This is a genomic window from Lysinibacillus sp. ZYM-1 (assembly GCF_001308875.1).
In the GTDB taxonomy this organism is placed as follows: domain Bacteria; phylum Bacillota; class Bacilli; order Bacillales_A; family Planococcaceae; genus Lysinibacillus.
Window position 1 is genome coordinate 36,608 of sequence record NZ_KQ465118.1, and the last position, 25,328, is coordinate 61,935.

Annotated in this window: 25 protein-coding genes; 17 read left to right on the plus strand and 8 right to left on the minus strand. The window is 37.0% G+C overall.

Annotated elements, in window-relative coordinates:
- The 8 genes from AO843_RS11980 (at position 1) to AO843_RS12015 (ending at position 5,642) form a co-directional block, all read left to right on the plus strand.
- Positions 1-339: a Na(+)/H(+) antiporter subunit C gene (locus AO843_RS11980; RefSeq protein ID WP_004233143.1), complete on the plus strand. Its 339-nt coding sequence runs from the start codon at positions 1-3 to the stop codon at positions 337-339.
- A complete protein-coding gene (locus AO843_RS11985) occupies positions 332-1,837 on the plus strand; it encodes a Na+/H+ antiporter subunit D (RefSeq protein ID WP_054611332.1) in 1,506 nt (501 codons plus the stop codon). Before AO843_RS11980 ends, AO843_RS11985 begins: the two co-directional genes overlap by 8 nt.
- Entirely contained in the window at positions 1,837-2,319 is a 483-nt protein-coding gene (locus AO843_RS11990; RefSeq protein ID WP_054611333.1) for a Na+/H+ antiporter subunit E, read from the plus strand. The genes AO843_RS11985 and AO843_RS11990 overlap by 1 nt, the downstream gene beginning before the upstream one ends.
- On the plus strand, positions 2,319-2,603 hold the full coding sequence (locus tag AO843_RS11995) for a Na(+)/H(+) antiporter subunit F1 (protein ID WP_054611334.1): 285 nt from the start codon (positions 2,319-2,321) through the stop codon (positions 2,601-2,603). The genes AO843_RS11990 and AO843_RS11995 overlap by 1 nt, the downstream gene beginning before the upstream one ends.
- Positions 2,581-2,940 (plus strand): Na+/H+ antiporter subunit G, encoded by a 360-nt coding sequence (locus tag AO843_RS12000; RefSeq protein ID WP_054611335.1) that lies wholly within the window; start codon positions 2,581-2,583, stop codon positions 2,938-2,940. Before AO843_RS11995 ends, AO843_RS12000 begins: the two co-directional genes overlap by 23 nt.
- A gap of 313 nt (positions 2,941-3,253) precedes the next feature.
- The gene (locus tag AO843_RS12005) at positions 3,254-4,051 is read left to right on the plus strand and encodes a transporter substrate-binding domain-containing protein (protein WP_054611336.1); all 798 of its coding nucleotides are present in this window, start codon (positions 3,254-3,256) and stop codon (positions 4,049-4,051) included.
- 216 nt (positions 4,052-4,267) lie between these two features.
- Positions 4,268-4,927: an amino acid ABC transporter permease gene (locus AO843_RS12010; protein WP_054611337.1), complete on the plus strand. Its 660-nt coding sequence runs from the start codon at positions 4,268-4,270 to the stop codon at positions 4,925-4,927.
- Positions 4,920-5,642: an amino acid ABC transporter ATP-binding protein gene (locus tag AO843_RS12015; RefSeq protein WP_054611338.1), complete on the plus strand. Its 723-nt coding sequence runs from the start codon at positions 4,920-4,922 to the stop codon at positions 5,640-5,642. Before AO843_RS12010 ends, AO843_RS12015 begins: the two co-directional genes overlap by 8 nt.
- Positions 5,643-5,712: 70 nt before the next feature.
- Here the strand turns inward: AO843_RS12015 and AO843_RS12020 are convergent, their stop codons facing one another.
- Together AO843_RS12020 and AO843_RS12025 are read right to left on the minus strand one after the other, a co-directional pair.
- Complete coding sequence (locus tag AO843_RS12020) at positions 5,713-6,774, minus strand: saccharopine dehydrogenase family protein (protein ID WP_054611339.1); 1,062 nt, start codon at positions 6,772-6,774, stop codon at positions 5,713-5,715.
- Positions 6,771-7,475: a class I SAM-dependent methyltransferase gene (locus AO843_RS12025; protein ID WP_054611340.1), complete on the minus strand. Its 705-nt coding sequence runs from the start codon at positions 7,473-7,475 to the stop codon at positions 6,771-6,773. Before AO843_RS12025 ends, AO843_RS12020 begins: the two co-directional genes overlap by 4 nt.
- A gap of 94 nt (positions 7,476-7,569) precedes the next feature.
- Here AO843_RS12025 and AO843_RS12030 point away from each other — a divergent pair, with 94 nt between their 5' ends.
- From AO843_RS12030 to AO843_RS24020, 8 genes are all read left to right on the plus strand, one after another.
- A complete protein-coding gene (locus AO843_RS12030) occupies positions 7,570-8,616 on the plus strand; it encodes a helix-turn-helix transcriptional regulator (RefSeq protein ID WP_054611341.1) in 1,047 nt (348 codons plus the stop codon).
- 283 nt (positions 8,617-8,899) lie between these two features.
- Positions 8,900-10,036 (plus strand): hypothetical protein, encoded by a 1,137-nt coding sequence (locus AO843_RS12035; protein WP_054611342.1) that lies wholly within the window; start codon positions 8,900-8,902, stop codon positions 10,034-10,036.
- A 1-nt stretch (position 10,037) separates the two neighbouring features.
- Complete coding sequence (locus AO843_RS12040) at positions 10,038-10,433, plus strand: hypothetical protein (RefSeq protein WP_054611343.1); 396 nt, start codon at positions 10,038-10,040, stop codon at positions 10,431-10,433.
- Positions 10,434-10,453: 20 nt separating this feature from the next.
- The gene (locus tag AO843_RS12045) at positions 10,454-10,915 is read left to right on the plus strand and encodes a GNAT family N-acetyltransferase (RefSeq protein WP_054611404.1); all 462 of its coding nucleotides are present in this window, start codon (positions 10,454-10,456) and stop codon (positions 10,913-10,915) included.
- Between the two features lie 181 nt (positions 10,916-11,096).
- Positions 11,097-11,609 carry a phage tail protein gene (locus AO843_RS12050; RefSeq protein ID WP_054611344.1) on the plus strand — a complete coding sequence of 171 codons (513 nt, stop codon included), beginning with the start codon at positions 11,097-11,099 and terminating at the stop codon, positions 11,607-11,609.
- Between the two features lie 14 nt (positions 11,610-11,623).
- Entirely contained in the window at positions 11,624-12,124 is a 501-nt protein-coding gene (locus AO843_RS12055; protein WP_054611345.1) for a phage tail protein, read from the plus strand.
- A 14-nt stretch (positions 12,125-12,138) separates the two neighbouring features.
- Entirely contained in the window at positions 12,139-12,663 is a 525-nt protein-coding gene (locus tag AO843_RS12060) for a phage tail protein (RefSeq protein WP_054611346.1), read from the plus strand.
- 15 nt (positions 12,664-12,678) lie between these two features.
- Positions 12,679-16,785 (plus strand): InlB B-repeat-containing protein, encoded by a 4,107-nt coding sequence (locus AO843_RS24020; protein WP_082389452.1) that lies wholly within the window; start codon positions 12,679-12,681, stop codon positions 16,783-16,785.
- A gap of 47 nt (positions 16,786-16,832) precedes the next feature.
- On the opposite strand, the gene AO843_RS12070 is transcribed toward AO843_RS24020, so the two are convergent.
- On the minus strand, positions 16,833-17,537 hold the full coding sequence (locus AO843_RS12070) for a response regulator transcription factor (RefSeq protein WP_054611347.1): 705 nt from the start codon (positions 17,535-17,537) through the stop codon (positions 16,833-16,835).
- 4 nt (positions 17,538-17,541) lie between these two features.
- Complete coding sequence (locus AO843_RS12075) at positions 17,542-20,568, minus strand: ATP-binding protein (protein WP_054611348.1); 3,027 nt, start codon at positions 20,566-20,568, stop codon at positions 17,542-17,544.
- Between the two features lie 277 nt (positions 20,569-20,845).
- Between AO843_RS12075 and AO843_RS12080 the strand changes: the two genes are divergently transcribed.
- The gene (locus AO843_RS12080; RefSeq protein WP_054611349.1) at positions 20,846-21,661 is read left to right on the plus strand and encodes a metallophosphoesterase; all 816 of its coding nucleotides are present in this window, start codon (positions 20,846-20,848) and stop codon (positions 21,659-21,661) included.
- A gap of 14 nt (positions 21,662-21,675) precedes the next feature.
- Here the strand turns inward: AO843_RS12080 and tatC are convergent, their stop codons facing one another.
- From tatC to AO843_RS12100, 4 genes are read right to left on the minus strand one after another with little or no spacing between them, the layout of a single operon-like run.
- The gene (gene tatC, locus AO843_RS12085) at positions 21,676-22,521 is read right to left on the minus strand and encodes a twin-arginine translocase subunit TatC (protein WP_054611350.1); all 846 of its coding nucleotides are present in this window, start codon (positions 22,519-22,521) and stop codon (positions 21,676-21,678) included.
- A gap of 11 nt (positions 22,522-22,532) precedes the next feature.
- Positions 22,533-22,736 (minus strand): twin-arginine translocase TatA/TatE family subunit, encoded by a 204-nt coding sequence (gene tatA, locus AO843_RS12090; RefSeq protein ID WP_054611351.1) that lies wholly within the window; start codon positions 22,734-22,736, stop codon positions 22,533-22,535.
- A gap of 41 nt (positions 22,737-22,777) precedes the next feature.
- Complete coding sequence (locus tag AO843_RS12095; protein WP_054611352.1) at positions 22,778-24,490, minus strand: GMC family oxidoreductase; 1,713 nt, start codon at positions 24,488-24,490, stop codon at positions 22,778-22,780.
- 13 nt (positions 24,491-24,503) lie between these two features.
- A complete protein-coding gene (locus AO843_RS12100) occupies positions 24,504-25,253 on the minus strand; it encodes a gluconate 2-dehydrogenase subunit 3 family protein (RefSeq protein ID WP_054611353.1) in 750 nt (249 codons plus the stop codon).
- Between the last annotated feature and the right edge of the window lie 75 nt (positions 25,254-25,328).

A 25,328-nucleotide genomic window follows, 5' to 3' on the forward strand; every position in this document is an offset into this window, starting at 1 on the left:
ATGGAATCTTTAATACTTGTTTTAGTAGGTATATTAGTAGCTGTTGCGACGTACTTAATCCTCTCAAAACAGTTATTGCGTGTTATTTTAGGGACTGCTGTTTTATCACATGCTGCCCACTTGCTGATTTTGACAATGGGAGGTCTTAAAAAAGGGGATGTGCCATTATTAGGTGAATCAGAGGGTCCTTATACAGACGCATTACCGCAAGCCTTAATTTTAACAGCGATTGTTATTAGTTTTGCTGTAACTGCTTTTGTTCTCGTTTTAGGCTATCGAGCGTACAAAACAAATGGTTCAGGGAATTTTGATGAATTGAGGGGTACGCCGGATGAGTAATATTATTGTTTTACCATTAATTGTACCGGTAATTACAGCTATTTTACTGGTGTTTTTAAAAGAGCATGTCTTTTTACAGCGGATTATTAGTTTGCTGACATTAAGCTTTATCGTTATTATTAGCATCATTTTATTGTTAGAGATTCAAGAACAAGGAATAATGCGCATTGACTTTAGTGGCTGGGCACCGCCTTTTGGTATCTCATTTGTGGCAGATTCCTTCGCAACACTACTAGTGTTAGTTGCAAATCTTGTAGCAGTTATCTGTATGCTATATGCAATTTTTACAATGGAGTTAAGGTATGAAAAAATGTATTTTTATCCGTTTACTTTACTCATGGTAGCGGGCGTTAACGGTTCATTTTTGACGGGAGATATCTTTAACTTATTTGTATGCTTTGAAGTTATGCTGCTAGCGTCATATGCACTTATTAGCCTAGGTGGCGAAAGGATTCAATTGCGTGAAGCATTAAAATATGTGCTCATCAATATTGTTGCTTCTTGGATTTTCTTAGTGGCACTTGCCTTTCTTTATGGAACAGTCGGTACATTAAATATGGCCCATATTTCTGTGCGTGTGACGGAAGCAGGTGCTAATCCCCTTATTACAACAGTGGCACTCATTTTCTTAATTGTCTTTAGCTTGAAGGCTGGACTATTATTATTCTTCTGGTTACCAGGCTCTTATAGTGTACCTCCCACTGCTATAGCAGCTTTGTTTGCAGCTTTATTAACAAAGGTCGGAATTTATGCACTTGTTAGGACTTTTACATTGCTTTTCCCAAGTAATCCAGAAGTTACACACATGGCACTTGGCATAATGGCGGGGGTCACAATTGTAGCTGGTTGTGTCGGTGCTCTTTCAGGGCGTGATGTTAGAACAATTGCCTCATATAATGTATTGATTGGTGTTGGCTTTATAGTAGCTGGTCTATCGATTGGTACAGAGTCGGCCTTACAGGGTGTTATCTATTATTTATTGCATGATATGGTAGCAAAGGCTATGTTATTTTTAGCAGTTGGCATGATGATTTATGTGACTGGGGAAACAGTCATAGATAAAATGAGTGGGCTTATTCGGAATTATCCTTTTTTTGGATGGCTATTTTTTGTGGCAATGTGTTCACTAGCTGGTATACCGCCACTGAGTGGATTTTTAGGAAAGGTTTTAATTGGACAAGGTGCTATAGAAGGCGGCAATTTTGTTCTATTAGGTCTAGGGTTTTTATCTAGTTTAATTGTTTTGTATTCACTACTGCGGATATTTCTTTCCTCCTTTTTTGGTGAAACAATTATTAGCTTAGAAGATGAAAAACCTTTACCCAAACGTGTTATACTGCCGTTAACTTTACTAGCTGCTTGTACAATTAGTTTAGGTATAGGGGCTGAGAAATTAGCTCCCTTTGTAACCGATGCGGCAGAAACATTATATACACCATCTATCTATATTGATGCTGTACTAGATGGTGAACAATGGCATGGTGAGGTGCATAAATAATGGCGATGCAGTTTATTTTAAATTTATTTATCGCAACACTTTGGTTACTCTTAAAAGATGAAGTGACACCACAATTTTCAACATTTTTAATGGGGTTTATCGTAGGAATGGGTATTTTATATGCCATGCATCGCTTTTATGGCACCCAATTTTACTTGCGACGAGTCTTTTCAATTATAAAGTTATTATGGCTTTTTAACTGGGAGCTATTTTTATCAAGCTATAGCGTATTAAGACAAATTACTACACCAAAGCTTAACATTACGCCAGGTATATTCACTTATAAAACCGTGCTCAAAGGTGATTGGGAGATTACAGCACTTGCATTACTGCTAACACTAACACCTGGCTCTGTCGTCATGGAAGTATCTGAAGAGGGCGATGTTTTTTATATTCATGCCATGGACATTGAGCAGTCTAAGGAAGCTGTCATTCGCTCGATTGGAAAATTTGAGCAAGCAATAATGGAGGTAACGCGTTAATGATTGAGAATATTTTACTTCTGGCTCTCGCCTTCTTTAGTATTTCCATCACGCTGTCACTGTATCGGGTTATCCGTGGTCCATCTATGCCGGATCGAGCCATTGCTCTCGATACAATTGGTGTAAATCTTTTATCTGCCATTGCGATAGTTTCGATTATATTAAAAACGAAGGCTTACTTAGAGGCCATTCTTATATTAGGAATTTTAGCGTTTATTGGTACCATTGCTTTTACAAAATATATTGAAAGAGGTGTGATTGTTGAACGTAAATCAAATGATTGAATGGGCGGCAGTCATCCTTATTCTAATAGGTTCTATTGTGAGTGTTATAAGTGCATTCGGCATGATTCGTTTACCAGATGTCTATACACGATCACATGCGGCCACCAAAAGCTCCACGTTATCGGTATTAACTTGTTTATTAGGCGCATTTATTTACTTTTGGGTGCATGATGGTTTCGTCAGTGTACGTTTGATTTTAGGTATTCTATTCGTCTTTGTTACAGCTCCAGTTGCCGGACATTTAATCTGTCGTGCGGCTTATCGTTCTCGTGTTCCATTAGCAGAAGGCTCTGGGGAGGACGAACTGAAAGCAAAGTTATTTAAAGAAGAAAAATAAGCATGGGACCTCCAAATGGGGGTCTTTTTTATTTCCACAGAAATTTTGCTAAGGATTTTGGGATAAATATTGAGCTTTCGGAAAATAGTAAGGGAAAGCGTACTCGAAAATAATAAATTGACTTATCAGAAAATTGTGTATATAATATTTCGCTAAAAATTTTCTAGTTTATCTTGATTATTATTTCAAAAGAGTATATCTTAATTAGCAGATAGATTTTTTATTCTTAAATATGAATAAATATCCAATCAACTATTTTCGAGAAATGTATTCTCATACACAATAAATTATAAATAAAAGGAGATACTTAACAATGAAGAATAAGTTATTCATGATAATCCTTGTACTAGTTATTGGTGTACTTGCAGCATGTGGTGCTAAGGACAATAATACAAGCAATTCTGGTTCTAATGCTGATGTTAGTACAGACAAGCAAGTATTAAAAGTGGGGACTTCAGCTGACTATGCGCCATTTGAATATGTTGATGCAGCAAAAGGTGAAGAAATTATTGGATTTGATATTGATTTAATCAAATTGGTTGGAGAAAAAATTGGCGTTGATATGCAAGTGCAAGATATGGACTTCAACAGTCTTGTGCCAGCGTTACAAGCAGGGAAAATTGATGTAGTAATTTCCGGTATGACACCAAATCCTGATCGTGAAAAGGTAGTAGATTTTTCTGATAAATACAATGAAACAGAGCAAGTGATCATTGTTAAAAAGGATAGCGGTATTAAAAAAGAAGCTGATTTAGCTGGTAAAAAAGTCGGTGTACAAACTGCCTCTATTCAAGAAAATTTAGGTAATGAAATTGCCAAAAAGGTTGATGTTTCAGTAGAAGGACGTACACGAATTCCTGAAATTATTCAAGATATGATGTCTAAACGTTTAGACGCTGGTATTTTAGAGGGTGGCGTTGCGAAGGGTTATTTAAAAACAAATGATCAATTAGTAGCCTTCCCTGTAGAAGAGCAGCCAGAGGATTTCAAAGCAATTGCTGTTCCAAAGGGAAGCGATCTTAAAGATAAAATTAACAAGGCATTAAAAGAACTAGCTGAAGAAGGCAAAATCCAAGAGCTAGAAGAAAAATGGTTAGAAAAAGTTGAATAATTAAAGCATGCGATAGCTCTTATTTGGGCTATCGCTTGTGCTTTTCATTTCTATCAATTATGCCTCGGCATTACTGTGTCCAGAGTTTTTCGAGCTTGCTTGAAAAACGCCTCACCAAAATCTGTGACATACGCTGGAGGCTTCTGTACTCGCTTTACGCTTTTCAGTACAAAAAACAATTGCTGAATCAAGATGAAAAAGAAAGGAGGGAGCGCTGTGAATTTAGATTTTACGGCTATCGTTCCCTCTATTCCTTATATTTTAAAAGGGATAGGTGTTACACTTCAAATTGCAATTGGTGCGTCCATCATTGGTTTTATCGTCGGTATATTACTAGCCTTATGTAAAATTGGAAAGATGAAGGTTTTACGCTGGTTTGCTGATTTTTATACGTCAATTTTCCGTGGAACACCACTAGTATTACAATTATTGATTATTTACTATGCAGTACCACAATTGTTGGATATTCAAATCGAACCTATTCCAACAGCGATTATTGCATTTGGCTTAAACTCAGGCGCTTATATTTCGGAAATTATTCGTGCAGGTATTAATGCAGTAGATAAAGGGCAAATGGAAGCAGCACAAGCTCTTGGCATTCCTTATGCAAAAATGATGAAGGATATTATTATTCCACAAGCAGTAAAAAATATTTTGCCCTCTCTAGTTAATGAATTTATTACACTAAATAAAGAAACAGCAGTTGTTACAGTAATTAGTGCTCTTGATATAATGCGTCGTGCTTATATCGTAGGTGGTTCGACATATCGATATCTCGAACCTTTACTCTTTGCCGGTGTTATCTATTACCTCATGACACTTGTTTTAACGTTCCTTGGTAAACGGATCGAGAAAGGAATGAGAAAAAGTGATTAAAATTGAAGATTTACACAAATCATACGGACAGAATGAAGTACTAAAAGGTATTTCAACCGAAGTTAAAGAAAAAGAAGTAATTGCTATTATCGGACCATCAGGGTCTGGTAAATCAACATTCCTTCGTTGCCTAAACTTATTAGAAAACCCTACGAGTGGAAAGGTAACAATCGCAGGGGATGTCCTGACAGATAAAGGGACAAATATTATGAAAATACGGGAAGAAGTAGGGATGGTATTTCAGCATTTTCACCTATTTCCGCATAAAACAGTGCTAGAAAATCTAACGTACGCCCCAATTAATGTAAAAGGAATGGATAAGGCAGTCGCAATCAAAAATGCAGAAGAGTTACTTAAGAAAGTAGGTCTATTTGAGAAGCGTCAAGAATACCCAAACCGTTTATCTGGTGGGCAAAAACAACGTGTTGCCATTGCTCGAGCACTTGCGATGGATCCGAAGGTCATATTATTCGATGAACCAACGTCAGCGCTTGACCCTGAAATGGTTAAAGAAGTATTGGCTGTAATGAAAAACTTAGCGGACAGTGGCATGACAATGTTAATTGTTACACATGAGATGGGCTTTGCTCGGGAAGTTGCTGATCGTATACTCTTCTTAGATGGTGGCAAGCTCATTGAGGATGCCCCACCAGAGCGGTTTTTCACAGCACCTTCAACACAGCGTGCAAAGGATTTCTTAGAGAAGGTTTTATAAATAAACAATGAAACGCATTAAGCTCTCTTTGAGAAGGAAACTTAATGCGTTTTTTGTCATTACTTCTCTATTATGGTGTAATTGATTGAGAAAAAGAAGATGCATCAAATTGATTTTGTAATGTTTCGCATGTAAATAACTCCTCGATATGATAGGTTCCTGATGGATGTTCGTTTTCTAAGAGTTCTCTAGCAATAGCCGCTGCAATCTTTGCTGTAACAAGAGATTCATCGCGACCTTTAAAGTCCAGTGTCACAGTTGCGTCTTTGTGTGGCATCTTACCAATGGCTTCAATTTGTATGGAGCATACATCAGAACCCATTTTTATTTTTTGAATGAGTGAGGCAAGTATGGATTGTATTCTATTAAATTTCAATAGATAGGCAATACGACTTTTTTGTAAGAAGGATACGAACCAATTGAGAGACTCTACATCAAAACCTAATCTCGTGATAATGGGAATACTAGGAAAATGTTTGGCTAATGTGTGCTGATCTGAAAAGTTAAACTGGTATACACTACGTTTTCCAATATCCTTAAATTGTACAGATCTCTTATTGGTGAAATTAGTAATGACCTGATTTTCGTAATTGTGATATGGAATATTTAATTGTTGCAAAATCCAAAGAATTGCTGCAGTGCCATGTGTATCTCCTGCCCCAAGCAAGATAGAAATATGGAGCCTTTCTATAGAGGTTAATTGCTTGGCAGCATGCATAGCCATTAAATTAGTTAATCCTGGTGCCATACCAACACTAAATATAGCAGTCGAATTGTGCTCTATAGCAGTAAAATGAAGGTTCTCTAATTGTTTTAGGAAGGAATGGCTTGCTGTAATATCAATGTACATAATCCCTTCTTTCAAACAGAGCTGCGCAAATGCAGTATTGGGTTGTTCTAAACACATAATGACCAGTCCTACATTGGCTAATTGCTGTGAATGAACAGTTTTAGAAACATCCATTTGTAAAGGTGTTGCAAGATCTTTGTGTTGTGCGCAAAACTGTTTTGCTTTCTCTAAATTTCTACCAGCGATACATACTCTATTTGGGTAGCTAGAGAGTAGTATTTTTGCAATTTTACGACCAACTTCACCATAACCACCAACGATTAATATATTGTCTCTTGTCATTTGTTTACCTCTTCTTTAATAGTTAATAAGGCATCAACCATATGTGATTTAAAATATGGAGTTACCTTTGAAAATCCGACTTCATGCAGTAGGTCAGTTAGCAATTCAAGTGTAATTGGATAAGTAGAGGAGCCAAAAGATTGCTCAAAGCGTAGCCAATGTTCCTCAGATAAATTATTTTGCAGCATAGAGCTTCGCCAATACTTGAGTTGGTGTTGGAATGATACAGCTGACATGTCTGCATTAATGGATGATATAAATAAAATTCCGCTATCCTGTAAGCTATCCGCCATTTTTTGTAGTAGAGCTTTTTTTTGTTCAAGTTCCTCAATAAAATGTAAAACTAAGTGACAGGAAGCCACTTCAAACTGATGGTCGAACACTAACGAAAGTAAATCTTCCTCATACCACTCAATATGAAGAGGGGGTTCCAATTTCTCTATATGTTTACGGGCAGCCTGTAGCATAATTTTAGAAGTATCAACGGCTGTAAAGTGGGAGAAGGGGAAAGCTTCCCCTAGAGAGAAGAGTTCCTGACCGCCACCAGCTCCGACTATTAGCATGTTATCAATTGTTGGGTAACTATGAAGGATATCGGTCATCATGTCATAGATAAGGTCGTAACCAGTTATTTTTTGTCGAATAGTATTTTGGTAGTTAGAGACATTAGGATTGTGCCAATCATGTTGTGGATTTTTCATTTTTACCTCCGTGTTGTACAATTTAATTAAGAATTATTCTCAATTATAAATGCTTATGGAAAATGTACTATCCCATAATTCTGGGGGGAATTTCATGCAAGATATTCATTATTGGCAAAAGAAATCAGAAAGCTACTCAAAAAGTAGCGAGGATTCAGTTCAATACCGACAAAAGATGATAGAAGAATTGCGCAAGTTTATTAGTTTTGATGCATTTTGTTTTACTATGACAGATACTCAAATCCTTTTTTCAATAGGGGCTGTTACAGATCAATCAATAGAGAATATTCATCAGCAAATAATGTCTTTGGAATATGGCTCAGAAGATGTAAATAACTATGTATATCTTGTGGAAAGTGGCCAATACATTGGTAGACTTAGTGATGTGAGTAGTCAGAGTGTACGTTATAAAAGGGTGTTAGAGCCCAATGGATTTAGTGATGAAATACGAGCTGCTCTGATGTTTCAGGGGCAATGCTATGGTTTTTTAACACTATTTAAAATGGTGGAAAATAGACAGCCCCATTTTCAAAATGCTGAGGTAGATCAAGTGAAAATACTGATGCCTATAATGGGTAAGGCACTAATGGAGTTCTACCATAGGATTATAGAAGAGCGGCTATTAACTGAAGAGGAACAAAGTGGAATTATTATTTTGGATAAGGATCTCCATATTCTCTCAACAAACACAAAAGCAACTCAATTGTTAACACTTTTAAGAGACAATGAAGGCTTGCTTGATTGGCAAATACCCAAGCCAATACAAGCATTTTGTGCGAAGCTACAGGCTAATAAATTGAACACGCAAACTTCGTTATTAGTACCTATTAATAACACGGGTTATATAACGATCCAAGCATCCTTTCTTATAACAGCTGATTCACAACAACAGATAGCAATAGTATTAAATGAAGCATCTCCTAAAGAAATGCTATCTTTTTTACTGACAGCTTATCATCTTACACCTAGAGAAAAGGAAGTCGTAGTAGAAATAATGAAGGGGATGCCGACAAAAGTCATTGCACATAATCTCGGAATATCCAGTTATACCGTACAAGATCATTTAAAGCTAATTTTTCAAAAGGTGGGTGTGGGGGATCGAAATGAATTAGTATGGAAGATCTTTACTCGTTTTAATTGAATAAATAAGCCCTATAATAATCTGTTTATGTTCATCTATGAGAGCATCCGCAGATTTTTTTTGATTTTTGACAAAGTAAAAGGAAGAAAGGTTAAGAAAAATTAACCTAAAAAATGGAATTATTTCGTAGAAGAAAATAGGGAAGTTATAATATAATAAAAAACAGTAAGAGAGTCCTAAAAATAATACAATACTCGACACCGACTTTAGGTAGTAAGAAATAGAAACTGAAATATATTCGCTTTTATTATTCTGAAAATTCAGTTAAAAGGAGGAAATAATGATGACATGGACTTTTTATTTAAATGTCACAAATGACACAGATCGAGATTTAGAGTTAGTAGAATCGCAGTTACATTGGGGTTATTGGAATACAGATGGTGAAGAAGATAAAGAACCTCAATCTATTAAGGCAGGAGAAACGATTCAAGCTGTTGGTGCCAAATCAGCTTTTGGACCAAATGGCTATGAATTTTCTTGCTCCTGGAAAGATAAAAATGATAGAACACAAGCACCGTATGGAGTAGTAAGCCTTTATGTAAATGTTCCCTATAATGATCCAAATGAAGCTAGATGTCGAGCAAATGGATATTTTGAAATAGCCGAGTGGAAAGACATTACACACGATGGCCATAACTTTGTTCGAAATATACGGATCTCTAACAAACTGGATAAATTAAACCAACAAGAAACAAGAAACAATTTATTTACGGACTGGTCCAAAATCAATACATTAAATGAAATTGAAGATGTTCGAGATATTGATTTGAATCAATCGATTCCGAGTGGTGTTCATTTTGAAAAAATGTCATTATTCCGAACGCCTCTCTTCAATATTTCTAAAAAATTATGGGACGGGGTCAATGATTTAGAGTTTGATAGCCTTTATTTAAAGCAGCGTGAAGCGCAACAGTATTTTTCTGTAGAGGTAACTTGCTTAAGAGCAGATGCTACTAAAATTGAAACTGTTACTAAAAAGGGAAAAATTACAGTAATTGATGAGTATGGATTATCTACTGCTAGTAAGGAGGTAGAGGAAAAGGTTAGTACTATTGAAACAGCCTTTAAATTTACTGAAAAGGTATCTGTATCTGATGAAAAAGTGGTGAAAGCGAGCGTAGCACAGGAACTACAAGCGGAATTAAAGGCGAAATTCAATATACTAAATGCTGTTACAAAAGAGCAACATCAAACAGAGAAAAAATCAAAGACAAGGGTTTTTGAAGCTCCAGCCGACAAGGATATGGACGTTGTACCATGGATTTTTAGTAAAATGATTCTTCTTTACCGAACAGATAATAATAATGTCACAAAGCTCATTGGCGCATCTGAATGGGATTATGCAGTATTACATCGTACGCATGTATACGATGTGATGGATAACGCGAAGAAAAAAGTACCGACAGGAGGAGAGTACTAAAATGGCAACTTGGACATTTTCATTAATGATTACAAATGCAACAGACCGTGAGCTTGAAGTGTTTCAATCACAGTTGGAGTGGGGAATCTGGAACACCCAAGATGAGGAGGACAGGAAGCCAGTTAGTATTCCACCAAATACAACATTGCAGGCATTGGGAATAAAAGCATCCACTGGTCCAAATGGTTATGAATGCTCTTGCTCATGGCGTGATAAGGTTCAGCCAGGCGAAAAATCCTATGGCACAATCTCGCTAGTCCTAGACGTACCTCAAAAAAGTAAAAATCGAGCTGAATGCTTAGCAGACCATCAATTGCATGTCGATTGCTGGGAAGACTTGCCTGAAAAAGGACATAACTTTGTAAGATCTATCATTGTGACCAATAAAAATGCTTAAAAGAAAGTGGAACAAATGTGATGAAAATAGAGCTTAAATCTATCACAAAGGAAGATGAAGCATTTCTCTACGAAATCTATGCATCTACAAGAAATCAAGAAGTAGATTCATGGGGATGGTCAGCTGAACAAAAGGGGCTTTTTTTAGAAATGCAATGGCGCGCACAGCAAGCTTCGTATAATCAGCAATTTCCAGGGGCAAGTCATTCTATCATTGCCGTAGGTGAGCAATACGTAGGGAGATTACTAGCGGACGAATTATCAGATTATCATCATCTTATTGATATTTCTATTTTACCAAGTTACCAAGGTAAAGGGATAGGTACTTTCTTAATTGCTCAACTTCTACAGAAGGCAAGAGAAGGGAATAAGCCAGTTATATTGCAAGTCTTTCATACAAATCCTGCAAGAAATTTGTATGAGAGATTAGGATTTCAAGTAGCGTCATCAGATGAAATATATTTGAAAATGAGATGGGAGTGAAAAAGAAATCTATCTATTTCAAAAAGCTCAAGACTATGTATGACATTTACTAAATATTTCGCATCAAAGTAAGTATGAAAGCCGCGTCAATTTAAGAAGCACATAAAGATGTGTTAGTGGGTATTGCTTAATGCGTTTTTATAGCATTCATTGAAATTACAGTTAAGGGAGGATGTGCATAATGTCAGATCAATATGTAGGCGAAATCCGCATGTTTAGCGGTCAATATGCTCCAGTAGGATGGGAATTATGCAATGGCCAATTATTGCCGATTACAGGTAATGAGGCACTTTATTCGTTAATAGGTATCTTATATGGAGGAGATGGTCAAACAAATTTTGCTGTACCCGATTTACGTGGAAGATTACCCATTCATAATAGTTCTCTTTACCGTCTGGCAAGTAAAGGTGGGGAGGAGACAGTTACATTAAACGAGGACCATTTACCTGCACATACGCACGGAGTGTATGCCAATAATCTAAAAACAGATGCAACAGAAAATTCGCCAGCTAATAATACATGGGGTGTTTCATCCCTCACAAACTATCAAACGAATGTTAACAGTAATATTGTACAAATGAACAACATGTTAGTTTCTAATGAAGGCGGGACGCACTCTCATAGTAACATAATGCCTTCGTTTGTTATTAATTTTATTATTGCAACGCAAGGTCTTTATCCTGATTTTATATAAAAGGAGTGAGTTTAATGGCAGAGCCATTTTTAGGAGAAATACGTCTTTTTAGTTTCGATGGAATACCGAATGGCTGGCTACCTTGTAATGGTCAACTGTTATCAATATCTACAAATACTGCACTTTATTCATTGTTAGGACCTACCTACGGAGGGGATGGTAAGACAACTTTTGCGATTCCTAATTTACAAGGGAAGGTACCAATACACCCAGGTAATCAAATTGCATACGGAACAGTAGGCGGAGAAGCAGATCATACATTGACCGTTAATGAAATGCCGTCTCATACACATCAAATAACAGCCGATGCATCAACGACAGATAAGCCTTCACCCAAAGACAATACATGGGGGGCAGTTAATGGAAAGGATATTTACGCGAAAAATGATAATGTGGCCATGCATGAAGCTGCTTTGTCAAGGACAGGACAGAGCCAACCACATAATAATATGCAGCCTTATTTAAGTGTATCTTTTTGTATCGCAACAATGGGTATTTTTCCAAGTAGAGGATAAGGAGGAATCAGGGAATGGATCCGTATTTAGGTGAAATTAGAATTTTCGCAGGAAACTATGCTCCGAGGGACTGGGCATTCTGTGATGGCAGTCAATTGCCTGTCGCTCAATATAGTGCTTTGTTTGCGATTCTCGGAACAACTTATGGCGGAGATGGTAGGACAACATTTAACTTACCTGATTTAAGGGGACGAGCTCCTATGCACTTTGGTAATGGTCCTGATTTAACGCCAAGAACAATTGCACAATCAATAGGATCAAGTACAGTAACACTTAATGAAACGCAAATGCCTATTCATACTCATAGAGCACAAGGTTCCTCTTTAGTAGCAGGTGGCATTGAAAATCCTACCAATGCTATTTGGGGAAGTGAGTTAGCAATTTCGTCAAAACCATATGTTGGTTTAAAAAATGCAGTGGCAATGAAAGCGGACATAGTAAAGTCGATAGGTGGAAATCAGCCACACAATAATATGCAGCCTTTTGTTGCACTGAATTTTATTATTTGCTTAGAGGGAATTTTTCCTCCGAAGCCATAGAAAGAGGGAGTGAGAATGGATTTAACTTCTTTTATGAAAACAGCCATATACAAAGTATTTGTAATTGTCACCATAGCAATGATGGTTTTCACCACTTTAGGAATACAACCTTCAAGTGCAAGTACTCTTGTACCGCTGTTACATCCAGTAGTCCAGTTGAATGCAGTAAATGATAGTAATGGTAACTTTGAAAGTTTGATTGGAGATAATGATGAGTCGTTCGATGTTTCACATATTGATAATAAAACGTTTGTAGCTGCTATGAAGTTTAATTCGATTGATACGACTAAAAGCATTATTTCAGCTAACCTTATATTATATGTTTTGAATGATAATGATAATATAGCTGGATTGCCAACTGCTGACTTAGTAACAAGAGTTGGGTCGAGTAATTGGATTAATGGAAGCTTTCCAAATGAGTTAACAGGTTTATCTTCAGAAAAAGAATCTATCTCGAGAAGTATGACAGGTGAACCGGTTAAGGTATCAATTGATGTAAAACAGTTATTGGAAAGTCCATCAGCAATTGATGGACAACAGATTACATTTTTACTGAGTAGTGATTCTCAAAATATGTATATTGTTAAATCAGGAAATACAATTACCCGTGATTGGGATCCATATTTACAAATTAATTATGGCGATGCTCAAGATATTGCGCCTACACTTATTTCAACAGCACCAGCAAACAATGCACAATATGTTTCAGTCAACTCTCCACTTTCTTTAACATTTAGCGCAAATATAAATGCTGTTGAAGGAAGGAACATTCGTATCTATGATGCGGGAAATGATAATTTAATAGATTCAATAGCAGCTACTAATACAAATGTTGTCACAGTAAATGGCTCAACGGTATCCATTCAACTAACCAACAATCTATTAAAAGGAAAGACTTATTATGTATTAATGGATGGTGGGGCATTTGAGAATACAAGGCATCAGGGTGTAGCGGGTATAACAGCAAAAGATATATGGCGTTTTACCACGTTATCTCCTAGTAATAATGCCAATTTAAGTGATTTAGTTCTTTCACCAGGCACTTTAATTCCAAATTTTAAAGATAGTATAGTGGATTATCAGGTCAATGTGGCTCATGATGTTGAATCTATTGATGTAACGCCAACAGCAGCCAATAGTAGCGCAACTCTTACATTAAATGGTGCCTTAATTACAAATGGGCAATTGACAACAATACCTCTAAATAAAGGCAATAACACGATTACCATTGTTGTGACTGCTGAAAACGGCGTAACTAAAACATATACACTCACGGTAAAAAGAGCATTACCTACACTGCAGCAAGTTGGCAATGTGGACTTAAGCACTAGTGGTGATGCGACATGGACAGATATAACAGGTGAATCTTCCTATGCTGTCCAACTCTTTAAAGATGGCTCTCCAATTGGTAGTGTCGTTGATAAAGCAGCAGATTCAACAACGCATAATTTCTTACCAGCAATGCGTGCAGCTGGAGCGGGGGCATATACAGTAACCGTATCAGCCAAGGGAGATGGGTTTACATATTTAGATGGAGCGCCTTCTATCCCTTCTAATAAACAAACGATGATTAAACTAGCAAGTATTACAAATAGCTTGAGCTGGTATGGAAATATTGCAAAATGGCCAGCTATTCCTAATGCGGTGAGTTATGATGTGCTTCTGTATAAGGGAGGTACAGTAATTGGAACAGCAGCGAATGTATTAGCTGGGAATATCAATGAAGGTGTTGATTTTACTACCGCGTTCCAAACAAATGGCATAGGAAGCTATACTTTTACTGTACAACCAAAAGGTAATGAACTACTAATTTTAGATGGCGATCAAGGAGTATCATCATCAGCAAAAATCATTTCACCTTTAACTTATACTGTTTTATACAATGGTAACGGTAGTACGAGTGGTACTGTACCTCAAGATAATGCAACATATAGTCAAAATGACAATGTTATTGTAGCTGCAAATGAGGGGCACCTTGTTAAAACAGGACACTCTTTTATAGGCTGGAATACAAAGGCGGATGGTACAGGAACTTCTTATTTGCCAAATGCTACGTTTAAAATAGTCAGCGAGAATATCACACTTTTCGCACAATGGGTAATTAATCATTATACAGTGAGGTTTGATGTAGCAGGAGGAAGTGCCGTATCAAATCAAACGGTAAATCATGGGGAAAAAGCAAGCCAACCTACCACAGAGCCAACGAAGGCAGGCTACACATTTGGAGGCTGGTATAAAGACGCTGGCCATACGCAAGCCTATGATTTTAATAGTGTCATTACAGAAACTATGACAATTTACGCCAAGTGGAATGCACAGACGTATACAGTAGGTTTTAATATGGACGGAGGAAGTGCAGTACCAAGTCAATCCGTAGTACACGGAGAAAAAGCAAGTGAACCAACCCCAGAGCCGACGAAAGTAGGCTACACATTTGGAGGCTGGTATAAAGACGCTGACCATACGCAAGCCTATGATTTTAATAGTGTCATTACAGAAACTATGACAATTTATGCTAAGTGGAATGCACAGACATATACCGTGAGTTTTAATACGGACGGAGGCAGTATGGTATCCAGTCAGTCTGTAGCACATGGAGGAAAAGTAAGTAAACCAACATCAGCTCCAACGAAAGCAGACTATACATTTGGAGGTTGGTACACAAGTAGTACACTAGAAAAATTATTTGATTTTGATAGTAGTTCTATAACTAGAAACATCATTATTTATGCAAAGTGGGTTAGTATTGTATCACCACCTACCAGCAATGATAGTAGTAACAGTGAAAGCTCTACACCATCAACAAACACAGAACATATTGTTGTTGATGTCGAAGGAGAAGATGGTGTGAATTTAACTAAAACACCAATTATTCGTACAACAATGCCAGATGGAGTAATAAAGGATCATGTTTCCATGTCGGAGGCTATCGCTAAGGAAACAATTGAAAAAGCGAAACAATTGGGCAATGATACTGCTCGTATTATTATTCCTGATGCAAACGATAAAGTTAGTGAAGTTGTCATTGATATTCCTAAATCTTCATTAGCTCAAATACATGCAGGAAATATACAGTTAGAAATTGCTACTATGAATGCTGTAATTTCTATTCCAAATGTATCTATGTCGAATTTTAGTAATGATTTATACTTCCGATTGGTTCCTATTAAGTCATTAGAACAGCAACATCAAGTGGAGGAAAGAATACTAAAAGAAGAATTAATTAAAGATACATTACAAAGCGAAAAAGTGAATTTAATTGGTCGTCCAATGACGATTGAAACAAATATGCAGAATCGCCCAGTGACATTAACATTGCCATTACCGAAAAATATAACGCAAGAACAACTCGATAATTTGGCTATTTTCATTGAGCATAGCGATGGCACAAAAGAGTTAATACGTGGCAAAGTTGTAGATTATCAAAAAGATATGTTAGGTTTGCAATTTGAAGTTCAGAAATTCTCTACCTTCTCCATTCTCTATTTACCAGAGGATGAAAATGTAGAGGAACCAACGACTGACCATATTACACATACACCTTATATTCAAGGCTATGCAGACGGTACATTTAGACCAAATTCTTCTGTCACTCGCGCACAAATGGCAAGTATGTTTGCTCGTCAATTAACAGGTAATGCAATTCCGATGTCTAAGGCGACGTTTACAGATACTGTTCAGCATGATGCGAAAGATGCAATAGAATTTGTGAAGGAAGCAGGTTTATTTAACGGTGTTACTGAGACAAGCTTTCATCCAAATGGCTTCATTACACGTGCCCAAATGGCAGCAATAGCAGCTCGATGGATGGAAAAGCAGTGCGCAGACAGTCCAAATGCAGATTTTTGTAAACCAACTTCACTAGACAAAATTTTTAAAGATGTTAGTAATAATCATTGGGCTGTTCAAGCGATTAATACTGTCAATGGATTGGGCATTATGACTGGTATAACGGCAGACACATTTAATCCAGATGGATATTTAACGCGTGCGCAAGCAGTGAAGGTCCTAAATCGGTTGTTTGAGCGTCAAGTTACAACAGAACATCAAAATCCAATATTTAAAGATGTCCCAAGAAAGCATTGGGCATTTTATGAGATTCAAGAAGCGGCAAAAAAATAAAACGAAGCACGACGATTTCATTAACCAATCGTCGTGCTTTTTTATCATTATTCAAAGAGGAATTGATAACCAGATCCTCTCACAGTTACAATTTTAGCCCGGTGGCCTGAGATGGACTCCAGCTTTCTTCGTAAATTACTAATATGAACCTTTAATGCCTGTGTTTGTCCTATACTATCTTCCGCCCAAATGAGCTTATACAGATCAGACGGATGAAAAATTTGCTCAGGTCGCTGTGCTAAAAAGAACAGAATTTGAAATTCTTTAGTAGATAAGATTAAAGCTGCTTCATCGATGTAAACCTTTCCTGAATGAACGTGAAAGTGAAAATTATCGATGACTTGAACATTTTCATTTCGCATTTCTATATCTGTTAGTAACTGTATTTTACCCCTTCTTAGAGAGATTCTCTCAATTGTTTTCATTAAACGATCTTTCTCAATGGGCTTCAAGATATAGTCAATAGCTTGAACAGAAAAGGCATCAATTGCATAATGCTCATAGGCAGTTACAAAAACGATATCCAATAGATGTGTTAAATCTTCTATTTTACTAGCAAAATCAATCCCATTCATCTCTGCCATTTCAATATCTAAAAAAAGAATATCTGGTTTGAGGGTAGGGATGTTTGCTATAGCGTTCAGTGGGTTTTGAAATTTCCCGATAACATCAATAGCTGCATTGTCCTTTAACATAGCCTCTAATAAATTGATTGCTAAAATTTCATCGTCAACAATGATTGCTTTTAACATTCTTTCACCTCTCTTCATCTAAAAATAGCGGGAATTTTAGTTTCACGGTCGTTCCTTCATCTACAACACTCTCAATATGGAAAGTGGCATTCTCATATTTTTTTAAACGTTTAGAGATATTGCGGATCCCCACACTCTTATGAACGGATGGCTCTTCCGATAGAATCTTTTCTACTAATTCTTGTGTCATACCACTACCGTTATCCTTAATTTTGATATCAATCATTTGTTGATCATTTTTAATAGTCATTGTTACTTTTCCATTTACTCGCTTGTTCTTTAAACCGTGAAAAAGAGCATTTTCTACTAACGGCTGAAGTAGCAAAGGGGGAATCAGTATATTTAAAGGCTCCTCCATCTGAATGTCCCATGCAAGCTGATCTGGATATCTTGTCTGGTGAATATTGACGTAAGCTTGTATAAGCGTAAGCTCCTGTTCAAGAGGAATAAGGCTATTTGTATTCTCAAACGAGAAGCTGCTTCTTAAGAATGTGGCAAAATCCGTTATCATAATTCGAGCTTTATCCAAGTCTAAATAGCTTAGCGATAAAATAGAATTTAAAACATTGTATATAAAATGTGGTTTAATTTGTGCTTGCAAAAATGCGGTTTCCATTTTAATTGCAGTTTCCGCCGATTCCTTTAGCAAGATAAGATTGCGAACTCTTGTCTTCAATTCAGCGGTATCTAATGGTTTATGTAAAAAATCATTAGCTCCGGATTGGAATGCTGCAAGAAAATCTTCTGGTCGAATAGCTGCCGTGAGCATTAAAATTGGTAGCTCTGCTGAAGAATAGTTGCTTCTTATTTGTTGGCAAACCTCATATCCAGAAAGGTTAGGCATCATAATATCTAAAATCAATAAGTCTATATCTGGATGTAATATTAATTGTTCAAAGACTTGCCGACTATCATCAACAGCAATGATAGAGTAATTTTCCTTTGCAAGAATATCGATTAGTACTTTGAGGTTAATATGATCATCATCAGCAATCAGTATTTTTTTGCCCATTTTTCTTTCTGCAAAATAAGGAAATGCTATTGGTAAATAATCTTTAGTTAGGGTGATTTTATTTTGTTGTTGCTTATCTTGTTGACCTTTTATTATTGACTCCACAGGTAGTTTGACGCAGAAAGTCGTTCCTCGACCAACAATGGAGTGGACCGTGATTTCTCCACCATGCAGCTCCACAAGCTCTTTCGTCACATTCAGACCTAGACCCGCACCTTTACTCGCGTCCTCTAACTGGCGGAAGGGTTCAAATATCGACTCTAAATGTTCTGGAGCAATGCCTCGACCAGTGTCACTTACTTCAATAGCAAGAGATCCCTGTTCTTCGTAACATGAAATCTCCACTTTTCCATGCCTCGTATATTTAACAGCATTTTCTATTATGTTATAAAGAATTTGTCGCAGTCTATCCTCGTCAGCTACTATAAATGTTCCTCGTTCAATGTAATTGTATATCTTTACGTCTTTATTTCCGATGTACGACAATATTTCAACGATGACATGGGTTACAGAATAAAGATCAACGTTGGTAAGGCGTAGTTTTAGTTCACCCTCTTTTAACTTTGAAAAATCAAGTATGTCATTAACAAGATGTGATAACTTTTCTGTGATATTAAATATGAGCGATAATTTTTCTTTTTGTTCCATCGTTAATGTAGAGCTTTCCTGAGGCTCTAACATGGACTGAGATATGGCAAGCACACCGTGTAATGGGGTGCGAAATTCATGTGAAGTTTTTGCGAGAAATTCATCTTTTAATTTATCCACTCGCATTAAAGCATTTGTTAATCTTCCTTTTTCTAAATAAGAATCTGTAAAACGATGAGAAATATAAAGAGACAGCATCGTTAAACAAATAAAAGGAAGCAAGGGAGGTAAGGAGTAAATTTCTAGATTGATATTGAGATTTAAAGTAGCTACAACCATATAAATAAAAATAGCCATAGAACTAAGCCATAAATAAATGGCTCCTACTAATCGTTTAAAGATTGCAATGGTTTGAATATAAAGCATATAAAAGATAATTAATAAAATATAAATAGAATGTACAGTTTGTAGGTATGAGCTAATGGATATTGGGAGCATAACCGTAGCTAATAATAAAATGCCAATTATACAAAGTGCTTTCACAAACTTTTTATGGGAAAATTGCTTTAGGGCATGGTAAAAGTACAACAGCATGAAGATTCCTGAACTGATACTTGAAATGATTTGGATTCTTATCAGGAATTCATAGCTGATAGGAATTATCGACATTAATATTTTTTCTCCATGAGATATACTGTACAAACCGACCATAAAGCAGAATAAGGAAAAGTAGAGCTGCTCAATTTCGAGCTTGGCATATAGGTAGGAACCAGCAAAATAAATAAACATTGTAAAAAAAGCAGCTATGGTTATTAAGTCGTAGAAAAGTGAGCTTTCTCTTAATTTGCCAATACTCTCTTGATCCCCAATAAAAATGGAACCAATAATTCCACCACCTGATGCATAATCAAAATTAGCTACATGAATGATGAGCTCAAGTTCACCTTTTTCAGGCGAGAAATAAGCAACATACGGTACATTTTGTTGTATATACGTCGTATCCTCTGCAGGTTCTCCACTTTGCCCAATACGTTTTTCATTTATGTAAATGGCATTCGACATCCGAATATTACCTGTTTTTATGCCTAATATAGTATCAGTAGGATTAATTAAAATTTTTAAACGATAGGTACCGCTACCAAATGTAGTAAAATTTTGATCATCAAGCTTGTACCTTGACCAAAGTGATGGGACATTTACTAAATAAGAAGGATGGGTGTCTAATTCCGAATAATTCAATAATTTATTGGGGACGAAATCCCATTCTCCATCCAAGCTTACAGTATTATTGTGCAAATCATACTGTCTAAGATCAATTACTCCTGCAATGGCTTTCGGAGCATTTGGGCTCTCATTATTAAGTAATTGAGCTATCAAGCCAATTATCACAACACTAATAATGACCATAAAAATAAGTAATAACTTTCTCATTCTTGTTCTCTCATTCTTGTAATATTTTAAGGTAATGATATTAAAACTTTTTGTATGTACGCAAATATGAAATTATACCCATATTATATCATGCGAAATATCACTAAGAATAGATAAAATGCGTATGATTTCCTATAAAGAGCGCAAGGGTATGAATAAATTTTGTGCATTTTATGTAATTAAAGCGCATATACTTACAATCACTCCGTTTTTTGCTTATAATAGGGAAGTCAGAGTTTTTTTCTGAAAAAAGTAGCCGCAAAGTGAGCGATTGCGATTGAAAAAATTATTATATGGTATTTTTTTTGTTGTTTTTATAGTCATTTTTTTGTACGTAAACAATCACTGGCTAGTCGTTAGTAAGCATGTGTTCGAATCAGAAAAAATGCCTGCCAGCTTTGATGGGCTGCGCATTGTACAGGTATCGGATTTACATGATGCCCTCTTTGGTAACAATCAGCAAAAACTGATTGCTAAGGTTAAGGATACAAATCCTGACTATATTTTTATCACAGGTGATGTGATTGATAGCAATCGCTACGATTTAAAACAAAGTTTACAGGCAGTTAAAGGACTAGTTGAAATAGCGGATGTTTATTATGTACTGGGAAACCATGAAGTGGCGACGAATAAGGTTAGTGAAATTTATGAGGCGCTATCATCGTTAGGGGTACATATCATGGCCAATGAATCGACCGTGTTAGAGCGCGACGGGGAGCGCTTGGCGATTGTTGGAATTGAAGATCCGTTAATGGGTAGATCAACAGAGGACATGCTGGATATGGCTACAGCATATTTACCAGACGATATGTTTAAGCTGTTACTGGCGCATCGACCTGAAGTGTTTAATACGTATGTAAATTATGACATAGATTTAGTGTTTTCTGGACATGCGCATGGTGGGCAAGTTCGTATTCCGGGACTTGGAGGACTTGTAGCACCTGGACAGGGGCTATTTCCAAAATATACTGCCGGTGTCTATGATGAAGGAACGACTAAGATGGTTGTTAGTCGTGGTTTAGGCAATAGCTCGGTACCATTCCGCATTTTTAATCTCCCAGAAATTATTGTGATGGATTTAAAGAAAAAATAAGCACTGCGTGAAATTTACGCAGTGCTTTCAATTTGTTTTCGTTCTGTGCGTTTGACGAGGTAAATGCTTATTTCATACAAAATAAGCATCGGAATTAATACAAGTAGTTGACTAATGAAATCGGGTGGTGTTATGACAGCAGAGCCTACACCCATCCCCATATATGACCAACCTCGTATTTTTTTCATGGATTCAGCAGTCAGTACACCAATAGCCGATAAAAACAGGGCAACAATCGGTAATTCAAATAATAAACCAAGCGGTACCGTGGTCATGATTAAAAAATGCATATATTCATTTGCTGATACCATGACATCGAAATTGGTAGCTCCTATGCTCACTAAGAATGAATAGCTTAGCGGGTTTACAACAAAGTAGCCAAAAGCGATCCCCATTAAGAAAAGGACTAGCATAATTGGTGCATAGAGTCCTAAAAAACGGCTTTCTGCTTCCTTTAATCCCGGTTTTACAAAGCTCCACAGAAAATGAACGAGAAAAGGCATTGAAAGACCAAATGCTAAGGTAGTTGAAATGGTCATATAGAATTTGACGACCTCAAGCGGTCCTAAAATAATGAGAGAATGACCTCGAGTTACGAAGGGAAACCAAATATTAATTGTAGAAAAAACAACAATAAAAAATAAAATAAAAACAGTTAGCCCTTTTATAATTTGCTTACGTAGTTCAGAAAGATGTTCCAATAATGAGGTAACAGGTATAAGAGGCTCATCTAATACATGCTCTTCTTCCATTGTTACCGCTGGTATTTCAACTAAAGCCTCCATAGGTAACGGGGGCTCAGTTTGTGGTTTATCAAGAGGGCTTAAAAATTTCCTCTTTCCATCCTCATAAGGATCCATAGGAAACCCTCCTACGAAGCATCAGATTTTTTTTCGACCTTTTTCACGGAATCATCATCATCTTCTATAAGCCCCTTAGTAGACTTTTTAAATTCTGCAAAGGTTTTTCCAACTGCTCCACCGATTTCTGGTAATTTTTTTGGACCAAATACAATTAACACGATGACTAAAATAATGACTAATCCAGGTACTCCAATTGCTCCAAGACCACCCATATGCCTTACCTCCTTTAATAAAATAGTTGGATTATAAAAAATTAAACTAAGGAACCACCTGATTGACTATATTTAATGACACCTTCTGCACAACGGTAAGCCAGTGCTCCCAACGTACCAGTTGGATTGTAGCCGCTATTATGAGCAAAGTTTCCAGCACTTACAGCAAAGAGGTTATCAACATTCCAGTGTTGTAGGTAATTATTTACAACCCCTTGCTCTGGTGTTAAGCTCATCACAGTTCCACCTGTGTTATGTGTTGTTTGGTAAGGCACAATATTGTAATCCGTAATTTCAGCATTTGGGACGATTGTTTTTGCGCCCATTTGCTTCATAATGTCAGCTGCACGGGCAGAAATATATTTATGAAGCGCACGATCCTGATCCGTAAAGTTGTACGTTAGTTGCATCAATGGAAGTCCGTACGCATCCTTGTAGGTAGGATCTAACGTTAAATAATTTTGCTTATGTGGCATTGACGCTCCTTGCGCACCAATCCCGAATGAGCGTGTAAAGTAATGAATAGATTGCTTTTTAAATTCTGGCCCCCATGTAGGTGTATCTGGAGGGGTTGGATTTGACCCAATTGGACGGGTACCTGTCTGTGTGAGAGCGATATTGCCACCATGAATAAAATCTAATTCACTATGGTCAAAATTATCACCGTTATAGTCGTCTACACACATGCCTAAAGAGCCTGCCCCCATAAAGGTATTGTATTGTTCGTCAAAGAAACCAGCAGCACCAGGTAAGATTTGATAGCAATAGTTTCTTCCGAGTGTCCCTTTACCAGTAGTAGGGTCATATCTTTCACCTATGTCAGAAACCATTAAAAGCTTGGCATTATTAAAGACGTAACTAGTTAATACGACAGCGTTGGCAGGCTGAATATATTCTTCTCCTGATACGGTATCGATATATCTTACACCAGTAGTTTTATTGCCTTGTTTCAAAATTTCAACAACGTTAGAATTGTAGCGTAAATCGAAATTACCTGTCTTTAATGCAGTTGGGACAACTGTAATTTCTGCAGAAGATTTTGCTCCATACTCGCAACCAAAGCGTTCACAAAAGCCGCAATATTGACAAGCATTAATCGTTTCACCATCGGGATTTTTATAAACTTCAGAGACGTTTGCTGATGGCACCATATAAGGTGTTAGCTTTAAGTCTTTTGCAGCTTTTTCAAATTGCGCAAGCATAGGAGTTTTTTTCATAGGTCCGGTCGGATAGGGATTTGAACGCTTTCCACTAAATGGATTTTTGTCATCTCCTGAAATACCAGCTGTTTTTTCAAACTTGTCCATATAAGGCTCAAGTTGATCATATGTTAAACCCCAATCTTGAATGAGATAATCTGGCCCAAGTTTGTTTGGACCATAACGTTTGTCGGTTAGCGTTTTGATTTGGAAATCATAGGGTAAAAAGCGATAGGTCATTCCGTTCCAGTGTGTTCCTGATCCTCCCAACCCCTCTCCCAGTAAAAAGGAACCTAGCTGACGCATTGGTAATGCCTTCATATTACGATCATTACGAAAAGAAACAGTTTCTTTGGATAGATTTTGCATTAAATCATAACGAATTGCATAACGGTATTCATCATGAACGTTTAAATAATCTTCGGTACCACGCTTTTGTCCTCGCTCTAAACCTACAACCTTTAAACCGGCTTTCGCACATTCAGCAGCAACGATACCACCGGTCCAACCTACACCAACTGTTACAACGTCTACACTTGGTAATGTTTTGGCCATGTTTTAACCCCCCTTAGTGGTTGCCCAATGCATTAGGCTCAATTTTTTGGAATTTCGCATCTTCAATTTGTGAAATATAAGCCATCTGGTGACCAGGGAAGTTCTTCATGCGCCAGCCATCCATATTACGATTACCACCGTACATTGGATCAGAATAGGCACCCTCTAAAGTAGCGGCCCGTAACAATGTAAAGAAGAATGCGGATTGCACACCAACCATTTCTACTTCACCCTTTTGAAAAGCTGTTAAAATTTCATCGATTTGTTTACCGTCTAAATCATTGAAGCTCTTCTTAAAACGCTTCTGAGCTTCATCCTCCATTTTTTGAATACCCTGTCTGAAGATTTCAGCTCGTGTTAGGCGGCTTTGATAACCTTGTGTAGGGGAACCCACATCAAAAGGACCATGCATATATTCTTTGGAATTACTCCCATAATTTCCAGCTAGTTGATGGTCGATAAAATAGGGAACATCCAACCCTATAGCACCTGGCCCCAAATCATCTTCTGGAAAAATACGTTCTGTTGCCTTTGATAAAATACTAAAATCCCTTTCATTTCTAAAAAACATTTTTGCTTTCGGTGAACCTAGGGCCTCATTGGTAGTACCATGTCCCCCATGCTCCAGAGTAGAAGTTCCTTTACCATTAATGTTGTAGCCTACTAGACCTCCTATTAATCCACCGCCGACTAATGTCCCGGCAGCAATACCAGTCGTTTTTAAAAAGTCTCGACGTGAAACATTGTTCTTGTCTGAACTCATAGTCATCCTCCCCTCAAAATTTTGAATCTATCCTATTTCTAATAATCAGCAAAAAATGTGAATTATAATCAATTT